This window comes from Nonomuraea sp. NPDC004354 (assembly GCF_053602555.1).
Genome location: NZ_JBSGDV010000014.1, coordinates 240,932 through 258,229 on the forward strand (window position 1 = coordinate 240,932; position 17,298 = coordinate 258,229).

19 protein-coding genes are annotated in these 17,298 nt (G+C 70.7%); 8 read left to right on the plus strand and 11 right to left on the minus strand.

Annotated features, from left to right (window positions below):
• Positions 1-6: 6 nt before the first annotated feature.
• Both ACWENQ_RS32100 and ACWENQ_RS32105 read right to left on the minus strand, forming a co-directional pair.
• Complete coding sequence (locus tag ACWENQ_RS32100) at positions 7-789, minus strand: ABC transporter permease (protein ID WP_452417538.1); 783 nt, start codon at positions 787-789, stop codon at positions 7-9.
• Positions 786-1,730, minus strand: a complete 945-nt coding sequence (locus tag ACWENQ_RS32105; RefSeq protein ID WP_452417539.1) for an ATP-binding cassette domain-containing protein — start codon at positions 1,728-1,730, stop codon at positions 786-788. The genes ACWENQ_RS32100 and ACWENQ_RS32105 overlap by 4 nt, the downstream gene beginning before the upstream one ends.
• Positions 1,731-1,769: 39 nt before the next feature.
• Between ACWENQ_RS32105 and ACWENQ_RS32110 the strand changes: the two genes are divergently transcribed.
• The 4 genes from ACWENQ_RS32110 (at position 1,770) to ACWENQ_RS32125 (ending at position 5,098) form a co-directional block, all read left to right on the plus strand.
• The gene (locus ACWENQ_RS32110) at positions 1,770-2,342 is read left to right on the plus strand and encodes a TetR/AcrR family transcriptional regulator (RefSeq protein ID WP_449929024.1); all 573 of its coding nucleotides are present in this window, start codon (positions 1,770-1,772) and stop codon (positions 2,340-2,342) included.
• 159 nt (positions 2,343-2,501) lie between these two features.
• The gene (locus ACWENQ_RS32115) at positions 2,502-3,716 is read left to right on the plus strand and encodes a low temperature requirement protein A (protein WP_452417541.1); all 1,215 of its coding nucleotides are present in this window, start codon (positions 2,502-2,504) and stop codon (positions 3,714-3,716) included.
• A 315-nt stretch (positions 3,717-4,031) separates the two neighbouring features.
• Positions 4,032-4,790, plus strand: a complete 759-nt coding sequence (locus ACWENQ_RS32120; protein WP_449929020.1) for an SDR family oxidoreductase — start codon at positions 4,032-4,034, stop codon at positions 4,788-4,790.
• Positions 4,791-4,867: 77 nt separating this feature from the next.
• Positions 4,868-5,098 (plus strand): hypothetical protein, encoded by a 231-nt coding sequence (locus tag ACWENQ_RS32125; protein WP_452417542.1) that lies wholly within the window; start codon positions 4,868-4,870, stop codon positions 5,096-5,098.
• A gap of 82 nt (positions 5,099-5,180) precedes the next feature.
• Here the strand turns inward: ACWENQ_RS32125 and ACWENQ_RS32130 are convergent, their stop codons facing one another.
• Entirely contained in the window at positions 5,181-6,152 is a 972-nt protein-coding gene (locus ACWENQ_RS32130) for a hypothetical protein (RefSeq protein WP_449929016.1), read from the minus strand.
• Between the two features lie 273 nt (positions 6,153-6,425).
• Here ACWENQ_RS32130 and ACWENQ_RS32135 point away from each other — a divergent pair, with 273 nt between their 5' ends.
• Positions 6,426-7,436, plus strand: a complete 1,011-nt coding sequence (locus ACWENQ_RS32135) for an ABC transporter substrate-binding protein (protein ID WP_452417544.1) — start codon at positions 6,426-6,428, stop codon at positions 7,434-7,436.
• On the opposite strand, the gene ACWENQ_RS32140 is transcribed toward ACWENQ_RS32135, so the two are convergent.
• The 4 genes from ACWENQ_RS32140 to ACWENQ_RS32155 all read right to left on the minus strand — a co-directional run bounded on the left by ACWENQ_RS32140 (position 7,433) and on the right by ACWENQ_RS32155 (position 11,511).
• A complete protein-coding gene (locus ACWENQ_RS32140; protein ID WP_449929012.1) occupies positions 7,433-8,233 on the minus strand; it encodes a substrate-binding periplasmic protein in 801 nt (266 codons plus the stop codon). The two genes, ACWENQ_RS32135 and ACWENQ_RS32140, sit on opposite strands and share 4 nt — an antisense overlap.
• Positions 8,230-9,558, minus strand: a complete 1,329-nt coding sequence (locus ACWENQ_RS32145) for a hypothetical protein (RefSeq protein WP_452417545.1) — start codon at positions 9,556-9,558, stop codon at positions 8,230-8,232. The genes ACWENQ_RS32140 and ACWENQ_RS32145 overlap by 4 nt, the downstream gene beginning before the upstream one ends.
• Positions 9,559-9,735: 177 nt before the next feature.
• Complete coding sequence (locus ACWENQ_RS32150) at positions 9,736-10,350, minus strand: VC0807 family protein (RefSeq protein WP_449929008.1); 615 nt, start codon at positions 10,348-10,350, stop codon at positions 9,736-9,738.
• A complete protein-coding gene (locus ACWENQ_RS32155) occupies positions 10,351-11,511 on the minus strand; it encodes an alpha/beta hydrolase family protein (RefSeq protein ID WP_452417547.1) in 1,161 nt (386 codons plus the stop codon). It lies immediately after the preceding gene.
• 87 nt (positions 11,512-11,598) lie between these two features.
• Here ACWENQ_RS32155 and ACWENQ_RS32160 point away from each other — a divergent pair, with 87 nt between their 5' ends.
• On the plus strand, positions 11,599-12,162 hold the full coding sequence (locus tag ACWENQ_RS32160) for a TetR/AcrR family transcriptional regulator (RefSeq protein ID WP_354916084.1): 564 nt from the start codon (positions 11,599-11,601) through the stop codon (positions 12,160-12,162).
• Between the two features lie 299 nt (positions 12,163-12,461).
• Here the strand turns inward: ACWENQ_RS32160 and ACWENQ_RS32165 are convergent, their stop codons facing one another.
• Entirely contained in the window at positions 12,462-12,926 is a 465-nt protein-coding gene (locus ACWENQ_RS32165) for a luciferase domain-containing protein (protein WP_452417548.1), read from the minus strand.
• Between the two features lie 129 nt (positions 12,927-13,055).
• Positions 13,056-13,634, minus strand: a complete 579-nt coding sequence (locus ACWENQ_RS32170; RefSeq protein WP_452417550.1) for a helix-turn-helix domain-containing protein — start codon at positions 13,632-13,634, stop codon at positions 13,056-13,058.
• 124 nt (positions 13,635-13,758) lie between these two features.
• Between ACWENQ_RS32170 and ACWENQ_RS32175 the strand changes: the two genes are divergently transcribed.
• Together ACWENQ_RS32175 and ACWENQ_RS32180 are read left to right on the plus strand one after the other, a co-directional pair.
• The gene (locus ACWENQ_RS32175; RefSeq protein ID WP_452417551.1) at positions 13,759-14,115 is read left to right on the plus strand and encodes a hypothetical protein; all 357 of its coding nucleotides are present in this window, start codon (positions 13,759-13,761) and stop codon (positions 14,113-14,115) included.
• Positions 14,115-15,401 (plus strand): MFS transporter, encoded by a 1,287-nt coding sequence (locus ACWENQ_RS32180; RefSeq protein ID WP_452417553.1) that lies wholly within the window; start codon positions 14,115-14,117, stop codon positions 15,399-15,401. Before ACWENQ_RS32175 ends, ACWENQ_RS32180 begins: the two co-directional genes overlap by 1 nt.
• Before the next feature lie 83 nt (positions 15,402-15,484).
• Here ACWENQ_RS32180 and ACWENQ_RS32185 read toward each other — a convergent pair whose 3' ends face one another.
• Both ACWENQ_RS32185 and ACWENQ_RS32190 read right to left on the minus strand, forming a co-directional pair.
• Positions 15,485-16,333: an alpha/beta fold hydrolase gene (locus tag ACWENQ_RS32185; RefSeq protein ID WP_449928996.1), complete on the minus strand. Its 849-nt coding sequence runs from the start codon at positions 16,331-16,333 to the stop codon at positions 15,485-15,487.
• Entirely contained in the window at positions 16,330-16,923 is a 594-nt protein-coding gene (locus ACWENQ_RS32190; protein ID WP_449929095.1) for a TetR/AcrR family transcriptional regulator, read from the minus strand. The genes ACWENQ_RS32185 and ACWENQ_RS32190 overlap by 4 nt, the downstream gene beginning before the upstream one ends.
• Positions 16,924-17,298 lie beyond the last annotated feature (375 nt).

A 17,298-nucleotide genomic window follows, 5' to 3' on the forward strand; every position in this document is an offset into this window, starting at 1 on the left:
CCACGGTCACCGGCTCAGTCGCCGGTAGGCGCGTGCCGACAGCGGCAGGAACACCAGCGTGATGGCCACCGGCCAGGCGACGGCCAGCAGCAGCGCGTGCTCCGCCGCCCACGACTCGCCCGCGAACCCCGGATTGCCGAACAGCCGCCGGCAGGCGGCGACCGTCGCCGAGAGCGGGTTCCACTCGGCCAGGAAGCCCAGCCACCCCGGCATCTGCGCGGGGGAGACGAACGTGTTGGCCACCATGGTGAGCGGCAGCATGAGCATCCAGGACGCGCCCGCCGCCTCGGGGGTCAGTTTCAGCCCGGCGAAGATGCCCACCCAGATGAGCGAGAAGCGCAGGAGCAGCAGCAGGCCGACGGCGGCCAGCGCGGCCGCCGGCCCGTTGTGCCAGCGCCAGCCGACCGCCACGCCGCACGCGATGAGCACGGCCAGCTCCAGCGCCGAGCTCACCATGTCCGACAGGGCCCGGCCGAGCACCACGCCCGTCTGCGAGACCGGCATCGAGCGGTACCTGTCGGTGACGCCCCTGGAGGCCTGGGTGGTCGTGATGATCAGCGTGCTGGTGACGCCGACGGCCATCGTCTGGCCGAACATGCCGGGCATCAGGTACTCGCGGTAGTCGCCGTCCGTGCCCGCGACGGCCATCGCGCTGCCGAAGACGTAGCCGAACAGCAGCACCATCACGATCGGGTACAGCAGCTGGGACAGGATGGCGGCGGGGTTGCGCACCCAGTGCAGCAGGTACGCCCTGGCGATCACCCAGCCGTCGGTGAGCGCGTGTGTCATGCCGTCACCTTCAGGAACACCTCGTCCAGCGTGGGTCGGCGCAGGGCCACGTCCTCGACCTCGATCCCCTTGGCCGCCAGGGCGCGCATGACCTCGCCGAGGGCGTGCATGCGGTCGGTCACGGGCGCGGTCAGCCTGCGGGTGTCGGGGTCGGCCGCGGGAGGGCCGAAGGCGGCCAGGACGTCACAGGCCTCCGGCAGGTCCCGCGCGTCACGCAGCACCAGGTCGAGCTGGTCGCCGCCGATCGAGGACTTCAGCCGGTCGGGCGTGTCGTCGGCGATCACCCGTCCCCCGCGCAGCACCGCGATCTGGTCGGCGAGCTGGTCGGCCTCGTCCAGGTACTGGGTGGTGAGCAGCACCGTGCAGCCGTCCGCGACCATGGTGCGCACGGCCTGCCACACCTCGGTGCGGTTGCGCGGGTCGAGCCCGGTCGTCGGCTCGTCGAGAAAGAGGACCCGGGGCGCCTGGATGAACGTGGCGGCCAGGTCGAGGCGGCGGCGCATCCCGCCGGAGTAGTGCTTGATCCGCTTGTCCGCGGCCTCGGCGAGCCCGAACTGCTCCAGCAGCTCGTCGGCCCTGCGACGGGCCCGCCTGGCGTCGAGGTGATAGAGCCTGCCCCACATCACCAGGTTCTCCCTGCCGGTGAGGATCTCGTCGACGGCGGGCTCCTGGGAGGCCAGGCCGATGACCCGGCGGACCTGCGCGGGCTGGGCGGCCACGTCGAAGCCGGCCACCGTGGCCCTGCCGCCGTCGGCCCGCAGCAGCGTGGTCATGACGCGCACGGCCGTGGTCTTGCCCGCGCCGTTGGGTCCGAGCAGCCCGCACACCGTCCCTTCTCGCACGGCCAGATCGAACCCGTCGAGCGCGGCGGCGTCGCCGAAGCGCTTGGTCAGCCCTTCGGCGACCAGAGAATAGGAGTTCATTGTTTTAGAGTGAGACATCAATGTCCCAAAGTCAAACGATGATGTTAGGGTCTGGGAGTGAGTACTTCCAGGACGGAGTCCGGCACCCGAAGCCGTACGCGCCGCGCGATCCTGGCCGCCGCGGCCGCCACGCTCGCCCGCGACCGCAAGGCGACGCTCGCCGACATCGCCGAGGCCGCCCAGGTCGGCCGCAGCACGCTGCACCGCTACTTCGCCGACAGGAACGAGCTGATGGCGGCCGCGATCGTCGACTCCTTCGGCGCGGTGGAGGACTCCGTCCGCGCGGCCGCGATCGACCAGGGGCCGGCGCTCGAGGCGATGCGACGCCTGATCGCGGCCATGGTGGAGTCCGGCGACCGGCTGGCGTTCCTGTTCGGCGACCCGCACGTGCTGGAGGAGTTCACCGACCGCTTCGAACCCGACATGTCGGTGCCGACCACCCTCGACCTGATCAAGCGCGGCCAGGAGGAGGGCGTCTTCGACCCGGCCGCCAGCCCCGAGTGGATCCAGCGCGTCGTCTGGGCGCTGACCTACACCGGCTGGGAGGCCGCCGAGAAGGGGGAACTGCCACGCCACGGCATCACCGCCACGGTGATCCGCACCTTCGAGAGCGGGGTGGTGGTGACCTGAGAACGCCGGCGACCGACGCCGGAGGCGGCATGGGCACGCGCTCGCGGCCGCTGTCACAGATCGCACTACTGTCCTGTCCTTGAGACGGACCGGACCTCGCGCAGTGACAGGAGCTTGACCGTGCCACCAGCCAGTACCACCCTCCGGATTCGAGTCCGGATGAGCTCGCGTCCCATCGACGAGCCGCATCGCGTTTCAAGCCAGCTGGAGCTGCTGTTCGACCTCACGTTCGTGGTCGCGGTCGCCGCCGTGACCGCGCAGTTCGCGCACGGCATCGCCGACGGTCACGGCCTGAGCGAACTGATCCCGTTCCTCCAGGTGTTCTTCGCGATCTGGTGGGCGTGGATGAACTTCACCTGGTTCGCCTCGTCCTACGACACCGACGACGTCCTCTACCGGGTGCTGACCATGGTGCAGATGGCCGGGGTGCTGGTGCTGGCCGCCGGCGTACCCGCCGCGGTCGGCCGCTCCGACCTCGGGATCATCACGCTGGGCTACCTCATCATGAGAGCCGGGCTCGTCGCGCAATGGCTGCGGGCCGCTCTGGAAGATCCGGCCAGCCGCCGCACCGGTTTCCGTTACGCGGCCGGCATCGGCCTCGTGCAGCTGGGCTGGCTGCTCCGGCTGGCCCTCGTGGCGGCGGGCGTCGTTCCCGCGTCGTTCCAGCTGCCGCTCTTCGTCTGCCTGGTCGTCCTGGAGTTGGCGGTGCCGCGGTGGGCGGAGCGGGAAAGGGCCACCAACTGGCACCCGCACCACATCGCCGAGCGGTACGGCTTGTTCACGATCATTCTGCTGGGTGAGAGTGTCCTGGCCGCGAGCCGGGGAGTCGAAGGCGCGCTCGAATCGGGCCAGATCAGCGGTCCCCTTGTCGTCGTCGCCGGGTCCGGTCTCGTCCTGCTGTTCGCGCTGTGGTGGCTGTACTTCCTCGTCCAGGCCGGGGCCGGTCTCAGTGACCGCCGTCACCGGTCCTACTGGTGGGGATACGGTCACTACGGCATCTTCGCGGCGCTTGCGGCTCTCGGCGCAGGGCTCGAGGTGGCCGTGGAGCAGAGCGGGCACCAGGTGGCGGCATCACCGCAGGCGATCGGCTACGCGGTGGCCGTCCCGGTCGGCGTGTATCTCGCACTGCTGTGGGCGGTGCACGCGCTTGCCGTCGCGGAGCCGGTCATCTCAGTCGCCGCTGTGGTGGGCTGCGTCGCAGCCGTCCTGCTGCTGCCGCTCGGGACGCCGTGGATCGGTGTGGCCGCCGTAGTCGCGTTGGTCGCGGCCATCTGCGTCGTCCTGGTCGCCGTCACGCTCTGGAGCGCGGCCGTCGCGGCCCGCGCCGGCGCGCAAGATCGTGGTCCGCGGTTCACAGACTCACGCGAGTCGTGAAGCAGACTCACCCGCGGACGGCAGGCGCGGCCAGGGGACCATCCCGCTCTGCGGATCGACCTCGTCTGGTCCTGGATCGGTGGAGCGGGAGGCTGATTCCCGCTGACTCCCACCGAGGTCGCGGCGCTCATGCGTGAGATCTCGGCCGCGGGCAAGCTCGTCGAACAGCTCGCACGCCGTCCAGCCGGTCCCGGGTCCTTGACCTGATTTCCGGAGAATTTTCGCGGTTGTTGTCACAGGTGTGGGGGGTGTCTTGTCTTAGCCGGCGACCGGGTGGCGCACGGGGTGCCGCTGGTGGACAGGAGGAGGTTCGCGATGAAGGTCGTCGTCGTCGGTGGGACGGGTCTGATCGGATCGAAGCTGGTGACCAAGCTGGGGGGACATGGCCATGAGGCGGTGGCCGCGGCGCCGAACACCGGGGTGAACACGCTCACCGGTGAGGGGCTGGCCGAGGTGCTGGCGGGGGCGCAGGTGGTGGTCGACGTGTCGAACTCGCCGTCGTTCGAGCCGGCCGCGGTGATGGACTTCTTCGTGACCTCCACGCGGAACCTGCTGGCGGCGGAGGCGGCGGCCGGGGTCGGCCATCACGTCGCGGTGTCGGTGGTGGGGACCGAGCGGATGCCGGAGAACGGCTACTTCGCGGCGAAGATCGCTCAGGAGCGGTTGATCGAGACCTCGGGGGTGCCGTTCTCGCTGGTGCACGCGACCCAGTTCTTCGAGTTCGTGCGGAGCATCGCGGACGAGGCCACGGCGGAGGGCGAGGTGCGGATCGCGCCGGTGCGGTTCCAGCCGATCGCGGGTGACGAGGTGGCGCAGGAGGTCGGCAGGGTCGCGGCGGGCGCGCCGCTGAACGGCAGGCTCGAGGTGGCCGGACCGGAGCAGGTCCGGATGGACGAGTTCTTCCGCGAGGCGCTGGCGGCGTGGGGCGACGCGCGCGAGGTGGTGACTGATCCGCGGGCGCGCTACTTCGGCAGCGTGCCGGGCGAGCGGACCCTGGTGCCGGGTGAGGGCGCTGTGCTGGGCAAGGTGCGATACCGCGACTGGCTCGACCAGAACGCCGCCGCCGGCCACTGATGGCCGCCGGCCAGATCGCCGTCCGGCTGATCCACGCGATCAGCCGGACATCCGTTCCAGCCACGCATGGAGGAAACATGAGCACGTCCGACAGCGAGAACGAGTTCCTGTACGAGCTTCAGATCGAGGTCGAGGCCGAACTGACCATCGTCGAGGCGAGCCGTCCGGAGGAGGAGATGCGACTGCCGGCCACCGAGTGGCGGTTCGATCCGACAGACGTCGAACGCACGGAGATCGGGCTGCGGGGCTTGCGCGACGCGGTCGAGGCGCTCGAGGACGACATCCGGCCCGGCGGTCACGTCGCCTGAGACGCGGATCGACCGCCGACTCGGCGAGCCGTCTCGACCTCCAGGGCGAACATCCCGGTTCGCCGCCGACGCCGCATGGCGCTCACCGTGTCACAACCGTGGCGTCATCGGGGCCTCGTCGGGGCCTGGTCATGCTGCGCGGGTCCAAGCCGACGGCCCGGTGCTCGGGTATGCCGCCCGCGAGGGCGGCCTGGGTAAGCGCGGCGGCGACCCACTCCTGGTCGACAGGTTTGCCGTCGTCGCGGCGAAGGATCGGTTCCGTGGCCGCCCGGTCGTGGCACAGCGCTCTCACCAGTGAGCGAACGGCCGAAGGCACCGGGTAGGCGACGATGTCGTCACGACTGGTGTGGATCACGATGACCAGGTGCTCGCCATCGCCGTCGGCGACAAGGCGGAAGTCCTGCGGGGCGACGTCGGCCAGCACGTCCCCGCAGGCGCCGGTGGCCTCCAGCAGCCCGACCGCGGCCGCCTCGGCCGATCGGCCGTCGGCTGCCAGCCGGGCGATGCCGCGGCGCAGCAGCCGGCGTTCGTCCCGGGTGAGCACGCCGGGGGCGCCGCTGTCGCCACCCTCGGCCGGCGTCTGGGTGGCGTGCCGAGAGGCTCGCAGGGCTCCGCTTCGCCAGGCGAAGGTGTACAGCGAGGTGAGGACGGCACGCTTCCTGGCCACCGTGGTGCCCGACAAGGGTTTTGGCGTGCTGAGGCCGCCGGCGCGCGCCGCCGCGCAGTAGCGATCCACCTCGGCTCCGGTGACGGAGAGCAGGCCGAGACCTGGCTCGGTGGCGCGCAACCAGCGCAGGAACGCGGCCACCACCCGTAGCCGGGTCTGCCGCGCGGCAGGGGAGGGGGTGCTCTGCAGCCACGCCGTCACCGTCTGCCGGCTGAGTTCGTCCAAGGTGTCGACCACCTCGATGTCGGCACCGCTCACCGTGCCGCCGTCACCGGGACGGCGGCGCGGCCGCAGGCCGGGAATCTGCCCGACACCCCTGACCATGGGAATGGGCGTCTCCAGCGAATCGGGAACACCGCGGCGGTGCAGGTCAGACGGGCCAGTCATGCCATGGATCATCTCATGGCGGAACGCCGTGATCTGCCCCGATCTGCTCGCCGGCGACGGCATGTGCCGCATGCGCCCGCGCGAGAAGTCTGTCGAGGAGGTCGAGCGCGCCATGCTCCGTATCGGCACCGCATGGACAGATCATGACGGAACAAACAAGGTCAGGCCTGCTCTTCGCGGGTCGGCCAGGCGGGGATCTTGCACGGCTCTCGCGCCGGAGTGTCGAATGGGATCGGCACACGGGCGAGACGTCGGCAACCCCTTGGAGGGGCAATGAGGCCGTTGGCCATCGCAGTGGTGGCGGTCCTGATGGTGGCGGGCTGCACGGCACCGAGGCGGGACAAGATCACCGTCGCGTGCGGCGCGAGCGAGCGATGGTGCGCGATGATGGTCAAGAGGTTCTCCGACGCCACCGGCGTGGAGGCCGACTTCGTCCGGTTGTCGAGCGGCGAGGCGCTGGAGCGGATCAAGGCGGCCAGGGCGCGGCAGGAGTTCGACGTCTGGCACGGCGGCCCGGCCGACTCCTACGTGGCCGCCAAGAGTCAGGGGCTGCTGGAGCCGTATGAATCCAAAGAATCCGGTGAGATCCGGAAGGACTGGGTCGATCGGGAGCATGCCTGGAGCGGGATCTACGCCGGCGTGCTGGCCTTCTGCAACAACACCAAGGAACTGGCCAGGCGCGGCATGCGGCCGATCCGCTCCTGGCGGGAACTGCTGGACGAGCGGCTGCGCGGCGGCGTCGCCATCGCCCATCCGGCCACCTCCGGAACCGCCTACACCGCGCTGTGGACCCACGTGGAGCTGAACGGCGGCGATCAGGAAGCGGCGCTCGGCTACCTGCGCGGCCTCCACCCGAACGTGCTCAGGTACAACGCCTCCGGCAGCGAGGCCGCCCTGCAGGCGGCCAGGCAGGAGGCGGCGGTCGGCGTCGTCTTCTCCCATGACTGCGTCGCCGCCCAGGAGCAGGGCTATCCGAACCTGCAGGTGACCTTCCCCCAGGAGGGCACCGGCTACGAGCTCGGTGGCCTGGCCGTGCTGGCCGGCGCCCACAACCCCGACAGTGCGCGCACGTACGTCGACTGGGCGCTGAGCGCGGCATCGCAGCGGCTGGGGCCGCTGGTGAACTTCTACGCCCTGCCCACCAACACCACGGTGCCGGCGCACTCCAAGGCGGCCGACCCGGCGACGGTCAAGCTGGTCCCCTACGACGTGGAGGTCGCCGGGCGCGCCAAGCAGGCGCTCGTCGACAGGTTCAGCGCGCAGATCGCCGGGCCGCCTGACTAGGAACAGCCCTCGAACTGCGGGACCGAGACCACCGACAGGTCGATGCCCGACCTGCCGAACCACTTGTCCAGCAGCATGTGGGCCGTGCCGTCCTGGTACATCCGGGTGATGGCCCGGTTGAGCTCCTCGCAGCCGTCGACGTCGCCCTTGCGGACGCCGATCGACGTGCGTTGCTCGTTGAAGGTGGCGCCCACCAGGTGCAGGTCGACGCCCGGCCTGGTGAGCAGCCCGGCCAGGATCTGGCTGTTGGTGGAGATGGCGTCGATCCTGCCATCCTTGATCATCTCCAGGCAGACGTTGTAGTCGGGTGCCGCGACGACGACCGCCTTGACCCGGCGCTCGTCGACGATCCGCTGGGCGATGTTCGTGCCGCGCACCCAGCAGATCCGGCGGCCCGCCAGGTCACGGACGTCGCGGATGACGTCCTTGTCGGCCGGCCGTACCGCGATGTCCTGGAAGTCGACGTGGTACGGCCCGGCGAAGTCGATCACCTTCTTCCGCTCCGGAGTGACCGACATGTGGGCGAAGACCAGGTCGGCACGCCCGTCCGTGAGCACGGTGAGCTGGTCGCCGGCCTTGATCTCCAGCCAGCGGATCCGCTTGCCCAGCCGGGACACCAGATCCTTGGCCACGTCGATGTTGAAGCCGTCGTAGGCGCCGTCCTGCCGCTTGAAGCTGATCAGCGGGACGTCGGAGCGGATGGCGACGACCAACTCGTCCTTGTCCACGAGGGATTGCGGTCGCGCGGCGCCGCAGGCGGTGAGCAGCAGGATCAGGCAGATCAGCACTCTTGTCACCGGTACTCCCTGAGTCGTGGCCAGACGCCGGCCAGGACGAGCAGGGCGCCGGCGGCCAGCCCGGCGGGGATCGAGCGCCACAGCGTCTCCAGGGCTCCGTCGCCGCTGTCGATGGCGCGCTCGAAGTCGGACTCGTGCCGCCGGACCAGCTCCTCCAGCACCTTGTCGTAGCTCTCGTAGGTCTGGGTGAGCTCGCCGTCCCAGAACTTGATCGCCGCTTCGGCCGGCATGGTCCGCATCCGCGCGTCGGCCTGCTGGAACCTCTGGTAGACGGCGAAGAGCCGGTGCCGGTCCCGGCCTGTCAGGCCGCCGAGCAGTCCCTGGAAGTCGGCGTGCAGCCTGCTCTGGTAGTCGGGCAGGCTGGTGGACTCGACGGCCGCGACGGCCCGGGACTTGTCCAGGAAGGTGTGTTCGTAGGTGTCCCTGCGGAAGCGGTCGAGCAGGTAGCGGCTCTGGTCCGCGTGCATGCTCTTGCTGATCGCCCGTGCTCTGCTCAGGGTGAGCACCGAGTCGAAACCGCGGCGCTTGGCCTCCTCCAGCGCCTGGCCCTGCCGGTTGAGCAGGGCCGTGCCGGTCACCAGGCCGGCCGCGGTGAGCACGGTGGCCACTATCAGGGCCGGTGCGAAGACCCGGCGGAACCTGCTGGTCAGGTAGGCCTGCAGGCCCAGCAGGCAGGCCAGCGCGAGCAGCCCGGTGACGATGACGGCGGTGCGGGCCAGCGAGGTGGCCGAGCGTTCGGCGTCGTGCGCGCGCCTGACGATCGTCCCGGTTTCCAAGGTCAGGTTGTAGGCCTGGGGAAGCAGTTCGCGGTGCATGAGGTCGGTGGCCTGCTGGTAGGCCGCGACCACGTCGTCGGGCGGCTGCCCGGCGGTGTGCCCGGATTGCGCGTCCAGCAGCCGGGCCCGGGCCGCCAGCCGTTCGTAGCGGCCCAGCCCCTCGATCAGCGACTCGACCGTGCGTTGCTCGGCGGGGTCGTCCATGGCCAGCCGGTAGGCCTTGAGCAGGCTCTCGGAGATCTCCAGCCGCCGCTGGTCGTAGCCGGTCAGGTCGGCCTGCTGCTGCGAGCCGTACTCCCTGCCCAGCAGCAGGGTCTCGGCCACCAGCGCGTCCATCTCCGACATCTGCCGGTGCAGGCCCGTGGTGGCCAGCACCTGCGGCCCGGCGTCATGCCCGATGACGCGCAGGCTGGAGCCCGTGCTCGCCGCGCCGGCCAGGATCGCGCCCAGCAGCAGCGCCAGCGTCAGCAGGGACAGCCCGGCCAGCGTGCGCACCCGCCCGGAGACCGACTCCTTGCGCCGGACCGGGGGCGTCGCCGTCACGGTCATGGCCTGCTCCGGCGGGAGACGCCGGGATCGTTGGCGGGCACCGCGCCTCCCGAGATCGACTCGTGCTGGGAAACCGAGCATGGCCGCGGGCGCGACAGGCCGCAAGAGGGGCCGCCGGCGGCGCTGTCGAGAGGAGGCCGCGGCCGGCGCCCGCCCGTGATCGGCCGGGGCGGCGGATCACGCGGCGGGGCGGGTCCTGAGCTCGCCCCGCTTGCCGTACCAGGCACTCCACAGGCCGAGGAGCGCCATGGTGCCCAGCAGCATGACGGTGGAGACGGTGACCATCACGTCGGTGGGCAGCAGGTAGACGAGCGGGAGCCGGGCGGCGGACTCGGCCAGCATCGCCACGCCCCACACCAGCGTCATCACCACGTAGACCCGGCGGAACCGCGGCTCGGCCGCGTACAGGACGTCCCACCGCGCGGCCGTCTCCGTGTCCTCGGCGCCGAAGCGCTTGGCCACGGCGAAGGCGGCGGGGCGGCCGGCGATGACGGTGCCGAGGAAGATCACGCCGACCACGGCGGTGGTCACGGACTTGAGCGCCAGGATGAACTTCTCGTCGCCCGTCATGAGCGAGAGGACCAGGCCGATCGCGAAGATCGACGAGGTGAAGGCGGCGAAGCCGTCGAGGCGCCGCTTGCTGACGGCCACGTACCCGACGCGGAGCAGGCCGACGCAGCTGGCGGCCAGCATGGCGAGGTACTCGCCGACGCCGAGCGCCCGGCCCGCGTAGTAGGCGGCGACCATGGGCGCCACGTCCCACAGGACCACGGAGACGATCGAACGGTTCATTCAGAGAACCTCCTCCAGCCAGGTGCCGATCCGGGACATGGCCAGGCGCTGTGCTCCTGCCTGGCAGTGCGCGTCGCCGCCTTCCTCCTCGGTGAACTCCAGGAAGGTCTTGTCGCAGGTCAGGTGTTCGAAGAGCTGCTCGGGCTGGCCGCGGAAGAAGTGGTCGTCCTGGGCCGCGCACACGAGCGTCGGACAGGTGATGCGTTCGGCGATCCCGTCGCGCAGGTGATAGTCGAAGAGCGTCGCCGTGTACTCGCGCGGGCTGCCTGCCCCGGTCACCCACATCCCGTGGGTGCACGCCCAGCGCACGCCCGGGTCGGTCGCCATGAGCCGTTCGAGGGCCGCATCCGCTTCGGGGCCGGCCAGCATGCTCCTGGCCAGCTCCCTGTCGCCGCCGAAGTGTTCCGTGGCCTTCGCGCCCATGTCGTAGACGCCGTCGAGTGCCACCAGCGCCTTGATCCGAGGCTCGAAGGCCGCCGCCCGAGGCGCGAGCATGCCGCCCAGGCTGTTGCCGAGCAGCCCCACCGGGCCGCCTGCCCTCAGGTCGTGCTGCAGGAAGTCGAGGACCGGGCCGACCACGTTCTCCCAGTCGGGCCTGAACACCAGCCCCTGCCGGTGCATCGGGCCTGGCTGGCCGGGGCCGTCGAAGGCCAGCACGTTGAAGCCGCGCTCGAACAGCGCCGCCGCGGCGACGAAGTGCATCTCCTCCGCGCTGCCGTCGAACCCGTTGTGCATGACGACGGTACGGCCGGCGCCCGCGTCGTAGTAGTAGCCCGGCAGCGTCGTGCCCTCGTAGGGGATCTCCACGGGCGCCACCTCGGGCAGCGCCTTCCTGAAGCACTCGACCGCCCGCTCGTAGGCGCTGGCGATCCGCTCGTCCGCGGGGTCCCCGTGCAGGAAGAACTCGGCCGACCTGTAGTAGTTGGACGCCCGCAGGAACCCGTCCCTGGCGCTGATCCCGCGGCTGCGCCCCGCCTCGGCGGCGACCCGGTCGGCGGTCGCGCGCCACTCGTCGTGCCAGCTGTCGTAGTCGCCCTCGACGATGCGCTGCGCGGTGACCAGCACCTCGCCGAAGTCGGCGCCGCCGTAGGCGATGTGGCCGAACATGCGCAGCGTCTCATACCAGAACGTCTCATCCTTCTCGAAAACGATGGGCCGCACCACGCCTCCTTAATGCGAGAAATTTCGTGATTAAGGTAAGGCTCGATGCATCGCTAACGCAAGAGGCTTCGCGTTAAGATGGCCGGCATGACCACGCAACGACGCCCCGGCGGCCGTACGGCACGCGTCCGCGTCGCCGTGCACGAGGCGGTGATTGCGCTGCTCCAGGAATCGACCTGGGACGAGCTGACGATCGCCAAGGTCGCCGAGCGGTCAGAGGTGCACCAGGCGACCATCTACCGCCGCTGGGGGAGTGTGACCGGCCTGGTCGACGACGTGGTCATGGAGCTGCTGCGCCGTACGTCCCCGATCCCCGACACCGGGACGCTGCGGGGCGACCTGGAGGCCTACGCGGTCCAGCTGGCCCGGGACATCGCCGCCCCGACCGGGCGCCTCTTCCTGCGCGCGGCCATGGTCGGCTCCGGCAACGCCGAGGACCGGATCTACCTGATCGAGCGCGGCGTGCAGCTGCAGGCCATGCTGGACCGCGCGAAGGAGCGAGGCGAGCATCCGCCCGCGCTGATCGAGCTCATGGAGATCGTCCAGGCCCCGGTCTACTTCCACGCCATGTTCTTCAACGCCCCCATGGGGCCGGACCAGGCCAAGGCCCTGGTGGACCGGCTCCTGCGGCTCGGCGGCCGACCCTCCTGACGCCTCCCGTCCTCGGCCGCCTCGGGCGACCGTCCACCGGCGGCCCACCCGAGGGGGCGGCGCCCACGATGGGCGGCCAGTGCCCTCGTCGCGCCCGGGCGTGCACAGCCGGGCAGGCCCGCATGACCACCCTCGCACCCGGGCCGGCCGACAGGTCGAGCGGATCGGTCCGGATGCGCTCAGCCGAGTGGACCTGTCCGGGCGTGCTCAGGTCGAGCGGATCTGCCGCGGCGGGCTCGCGCCGTGCGGATGCGGCGCGGATCGGTGCGGACCGGCGCGCCCGGGGCGGCGCGGTCCGGTCACTCCTCCTCGAGCGACGCCTGGCGCCAGGAGGCCCGCAGTGCGGTGCCGACGACGGACAGTTCGTCCTCGTCGCGAGGGGCGTACAGCATGACGATCGTGTCCGGCCATTGCGGGCGCAGGCTGATCGGGTGCGGTTCGGCCCAGCCCGCCGCCACCAGCGGGGCGATCATCGGCTGAGGAAGGGTGAGGTGCAGGAAACCGGCGCGATGGATGTGGGCGAACTCGTCCGGGCTGGGGTGCAGGAACGCCTCCCACGGTCCGGCGGGCCGATGCAGCCGCAGCGCCAGCGAGGCGGGTTCGGAGACCTGGCTCGGCCCGAGGAACACTCCCGGCAGGGCGCGGGCCTGTTCGATCAGCGCTTCCCGGATCGGTGCGGGAGAGAACTGGTCGATCTGGTCATGCGGGATCTCCAGCCCGGTGGTGGTCGGCCTGGTTCCCGATCTCTTCGGTGGGTCAAACATGAGGTACCGCACTTTCTGTGCGTTGGTTATGTTCTGTGCGCACCTCGAGAGTCTGGTCCACCATGCATCCATGACGGAAGAAGGCACTTCAACCCGCCCACCGCACACCGATGTGCGCGTGCTCCTGCGTCAGCGCCGTGAGGTGCGCAGGTGGATGCGTTCGCCCTGCTTCCCGAAGAGGCTGAGTACTTCGACGCTGCCGCGGCCGGCGGCGCCGAACCAGTGCGGAATCTGGCAGTCGAACTCGGCTGCTTCGCCGGCTCCCATGATGAAGTCGTGGTGACCCAGTTTCACGCGGAGCCGTCCGCGCAGGACGTAGAGCCATTCGTAGCCCGCGTGGGTGCGCAGGTGGGGCTCTTCGTCGTGCGCTGGAATGGTCATCTTGTACGCGCGTGGCTCTCCCTGATGCCGCGACAACGGGATCAGCACCCGGCCGTTCTTTCCGGTGGGCTGCTGCGGCACGCGCGGATCGATTATCCGGGGTGCGGCGACGATCTCGTCGAGGGGGATGCCCAGCGCCGCGGTGATCGGCAGGAGAAGCTCGAGGCTCGGCTTGCGCTGGGCTGATTCCAGCCGGGACAGCGTGCTGGTCGAGATGCCAGTGGCGCGCGCGAGGTCGGCCAGGCTGATGCCCTTCTTCTCGCGGGCGCGTCGCAGCCGGGGAGCGATCTGGTCTATCACGGCGCTGACGGTCGGCTGCTCGTCCATGGGATGCAGTCAACCAATGTGTCCCGGAATCAGCAATGGAGTTTGTTGATTTCGGTCAGATCTCCCGATCCTCTCGATGGAGGTGATCCGCATGGACGCAACAACGGATTCAACGAGCGGATCGGTGTCAGAGGTGCTGTGGGACCCGGTCATCGTCGGCGGTGGAGCCGCCGACCCGCGGGCCGGGTTCGTGCCCGCGAGAGCACGGTTCGCGGCCCCGGCCGTCGGCGGAGGTCAGCCAGGGAACGGGCCCGCCGACCACCCGCACGGGTACCTGACCAGGGACGGGGTCCCTGGACTCGGCGCCGCCGATTCCCCCGGTGCCACGCATGTCCCGGAGGTCTGGGCAGGCGGGAACGTGGTCGACCCCGGGGCACAGGTCGTCGCCGCCGCCATCGGCATGACCGGCCGCCTGCTCGAACGGGAGCCGGCTGCCGCCGTCTCGTCTGGTGGCGGGCTCGACGCCGGGGGTGCGATCTGATGGCCGGCATCACCGCGGAGACGCCCAGGAACACTCGCTCCGACCGGTTGCCTGCCGGCGTGTACCTGCTCAGTTTCAGCCTGTTCGCGATGGGAACCGCGGAGTTCCTGCTGGCCGGCGTACTGCCGGCGGTGGCCGCCGATCTGGAGGTCACGCTCTCCTCGGCCGGGTTCCTGATCACCGCGTTCGCGCTGGGCGTCGTGATCGGCGGGCCACCGTTCGCCGTGCTCAGTCTGCACTGGCCGCGCCGTACGGCGCTGGTGGCGACCCAGGGCCTCTTCGCGGTCAGCATCGTCGTCGGCCTGCTGGGCGACTACCAGCTCCTGCTGCTGACGAGGGTGGTCGCGGGTATCGCCTACGCGGGCTTCTTCGCCGTCGCGTCGGTGACCGCGATCAGCCTGGTGACGCCGGACCGGAACGCCCGCGCCTCCGGAGTCGTGGTCAGCGGGCTCAGCGTGGCCATGGTCGCCGGCGGCCCCGCGGGCACGCTGCTCAGCCACTTCATCCAGTGGCGCGGCGGCTTCTGGGCCGTGGTGGCTCTGACCGTCGCCGGGATCATCGGTTGCCTCCTCGGGCTTCCCGCCGCCGACTCCGACAGCAACCGACCCGCCGAGCCGAGTGTTTCGCGGGAACTGGCCACGATGCGGAAACCGATGCTGTGGGGCATCTACGCGATCACGATCCTGACCACCGCGGCGTACATGATCACGTTCAACTACCTGGCGGCCATGCTCGCCGACATCACCGCCATCCCCGAGGTCTGGATCCCGGCGATCCTCGCGCTGTTCGGGGTCGGCGCCTTCGTCGGCCTGTCCATCGGCGGCCGCATCTCCGACAAGCGCCCGCACGTCGCACTCCTCACCGGCGCGTCGGCGATCGTGATCCTGTCGGTCGTGATGGCTGTCGTGATCCAGCAGGCCTGGGCGGTGGTGCCCACGGTGTTCCTGCTCGGCGTCGCCGCGTTCGTGCTGAACCCCGCCGTCTACGGACGCGTCTTCGCTCTCGCCGCCGAGGCGCCGACCCTCGCCGGCGCCACCACCGTGTCGGCATTCCAGCTGGGTATCAGCATCACCCCGGTCCTGGCGGCGGTCTCCCTGACGCAAGGGGCCGCACTCACGTCGGTCTGCTTGATCGGCGCCGCCCTCGCCGCGGCCGCGCTACCCCTCATTCTCCTGGACCGGGCGCGACAGGCCCGCCCGGCGGCTGACCCGACCTCAGCCGCCGGCCGTCCGGCCCACGAGGAGGTCGCCACGGCCCGCCCGGACCCTGAAAGGAACCAGCGGTGACCCGTCGGACCGCCTGTGCTCGCCACGGCGAGCACAGGCGGTCCGCCTGACGGATCACCGGTGTACGGGCCGGGGACGGGCGCTCAGCCGTACGACTGGACGCTCAGCACCTTGCGGAGCAGCTCGCCGAACTCGGCGGGGTGCGTGCTGAGGCCCGTGTGCCCGCCGGGGAAGTGGACGAGCTCCGTGCCGAACCGCTCGGCCAGGAAGGCGGCGGGACGGTAGGGCAGCTCACCGCGTGAGTCCGCTCCGCCCGCGAGCACGAGCCGGTCCGACAGGGCCATCAGCCGATCCACGTCCGGGGCGTAGGCCATGAAGGTCGGGATGATACGCCCGATGAAGTAGGGCATGTCGGCCATCGTTCGTTCGGCTCGCTCCTTCGCCTGCGGCGGCAGCTCGGTGGCCCGGGCGTCGACGGGATCGGCGCCGGGCCGCCTGAGACCGGCCGCGAGCAGGGCCGCCGCAGGCATCAGCCCGTCCTGCAGGAAGGTGTCCTGGACGCGGGCGAGCAGCGCGCGATGCTCGGCGGCGTCCGGCAGCACCTCCACCACCGGCGGCTCGTGCGCCACGACGCGTTCGATCCGCTCGGGACGGGTGGCCAGCAGGTGCAGCGCGACGATCGCTCCCGAACTGCAGCCGACCACGCGGGCGGGCGCGGCTGGAGACAGCAGCTCCAGCAGCTGGAACGCGTCGTCGGCGTGCTGGGCGACCCGCTGCCGGGCCTCCGGGTCGTCCAGCGGGCTGCGACACAGGCCGCGCGGGTCGTAGGAGGCGACGGTGTACTCGGCGGCCAGCTCGTCGGCGACGCCGTCAAAGGAGGCCGCGCCGCCGGTGCCGCCGGGGATCAGCAGCAGAAGGGGGCCCTTCCCGCGCACCTCGTAGCGCAGGGTGGCGCCGTCGACGCGCAGGTGGCCGATGGTCGGGCCGGTCATGTCGGGTCTCCTTCATGGTATGCGGGCCAGTGCTCCAGGAGGTCGTGCAGGGCGTCGAGGCAGCGGACCCAGGAGTCCTCGGCCGGGCGCGCGTGCGCGAACCCGCCCGCGGCCTCGAGGCCGATGAACCCGTGGAACATGCTGCGCATCAGCCGGACCGCGTCGGTCAGGGCGGGCTCGTCCAGCGCGTAGGCGCGCAGCATGCTGTAGGTCAGCTCGACCGCGCGTCGTGGCCCGGGCGCTCGGGCCATGAGCTCGGGATCGATCTCCGTCGGGATCTGCGTCGCCGTGTACCGGCCCGGGTGGTCGTGGGCGTACTGCCGCCAGGCGTTCGCGTACGCCACCAGCGCATCCTTTCCGGCCCGCCCGGCGGTGGCCTCCGCGATGCGGATGGACTTCTCGTCGGCGGCGAGCAGCGCGATCCGCCCGCGCAGGTCCGCCAGGTGACGGACGTGCGCGTAGAGGCTGGCGTCTTTCACCCCGAGTCGTCGCGCCACCGCCGACATGGTCACGTGGTCGAACCCGACCTCGTCGGCCAGCTCGGCACCGGCGAGAGTCACCCGATCCGCCGTCAACCCGGCCCGCGCCATGCGCACACCACCATCCCTAGAGTCATTCGGATCTGCCTAGTGATCCTAGGTTATATCTTGGGAGCCAAGGGCTGCGCAACAAGCCGCTGGCGACCGTCGCCGACACGGACATGTGCATCGGCCTTGGCGGGTTGCCCTGGTGGCCCGGTGCGGATCATTTCGGACCACAGAAACTCCGCGGCGGCCCGGGGATGAAAAAGGCGCATCGTGCCCGTCCTGATGTGCCGCCCTCTTCGGTTGCCGGTAAATCCGCATGTCACGAGCGCTGCGAGGCGAATGCATTAGGCGGTCGGCGGTGAAATGGATCCCTGGTTTTCCGGCCCGTGGTTCCGGCCGCACGGGACCATGTCGTGCCTTGGGCGTCGGATTTCAGGG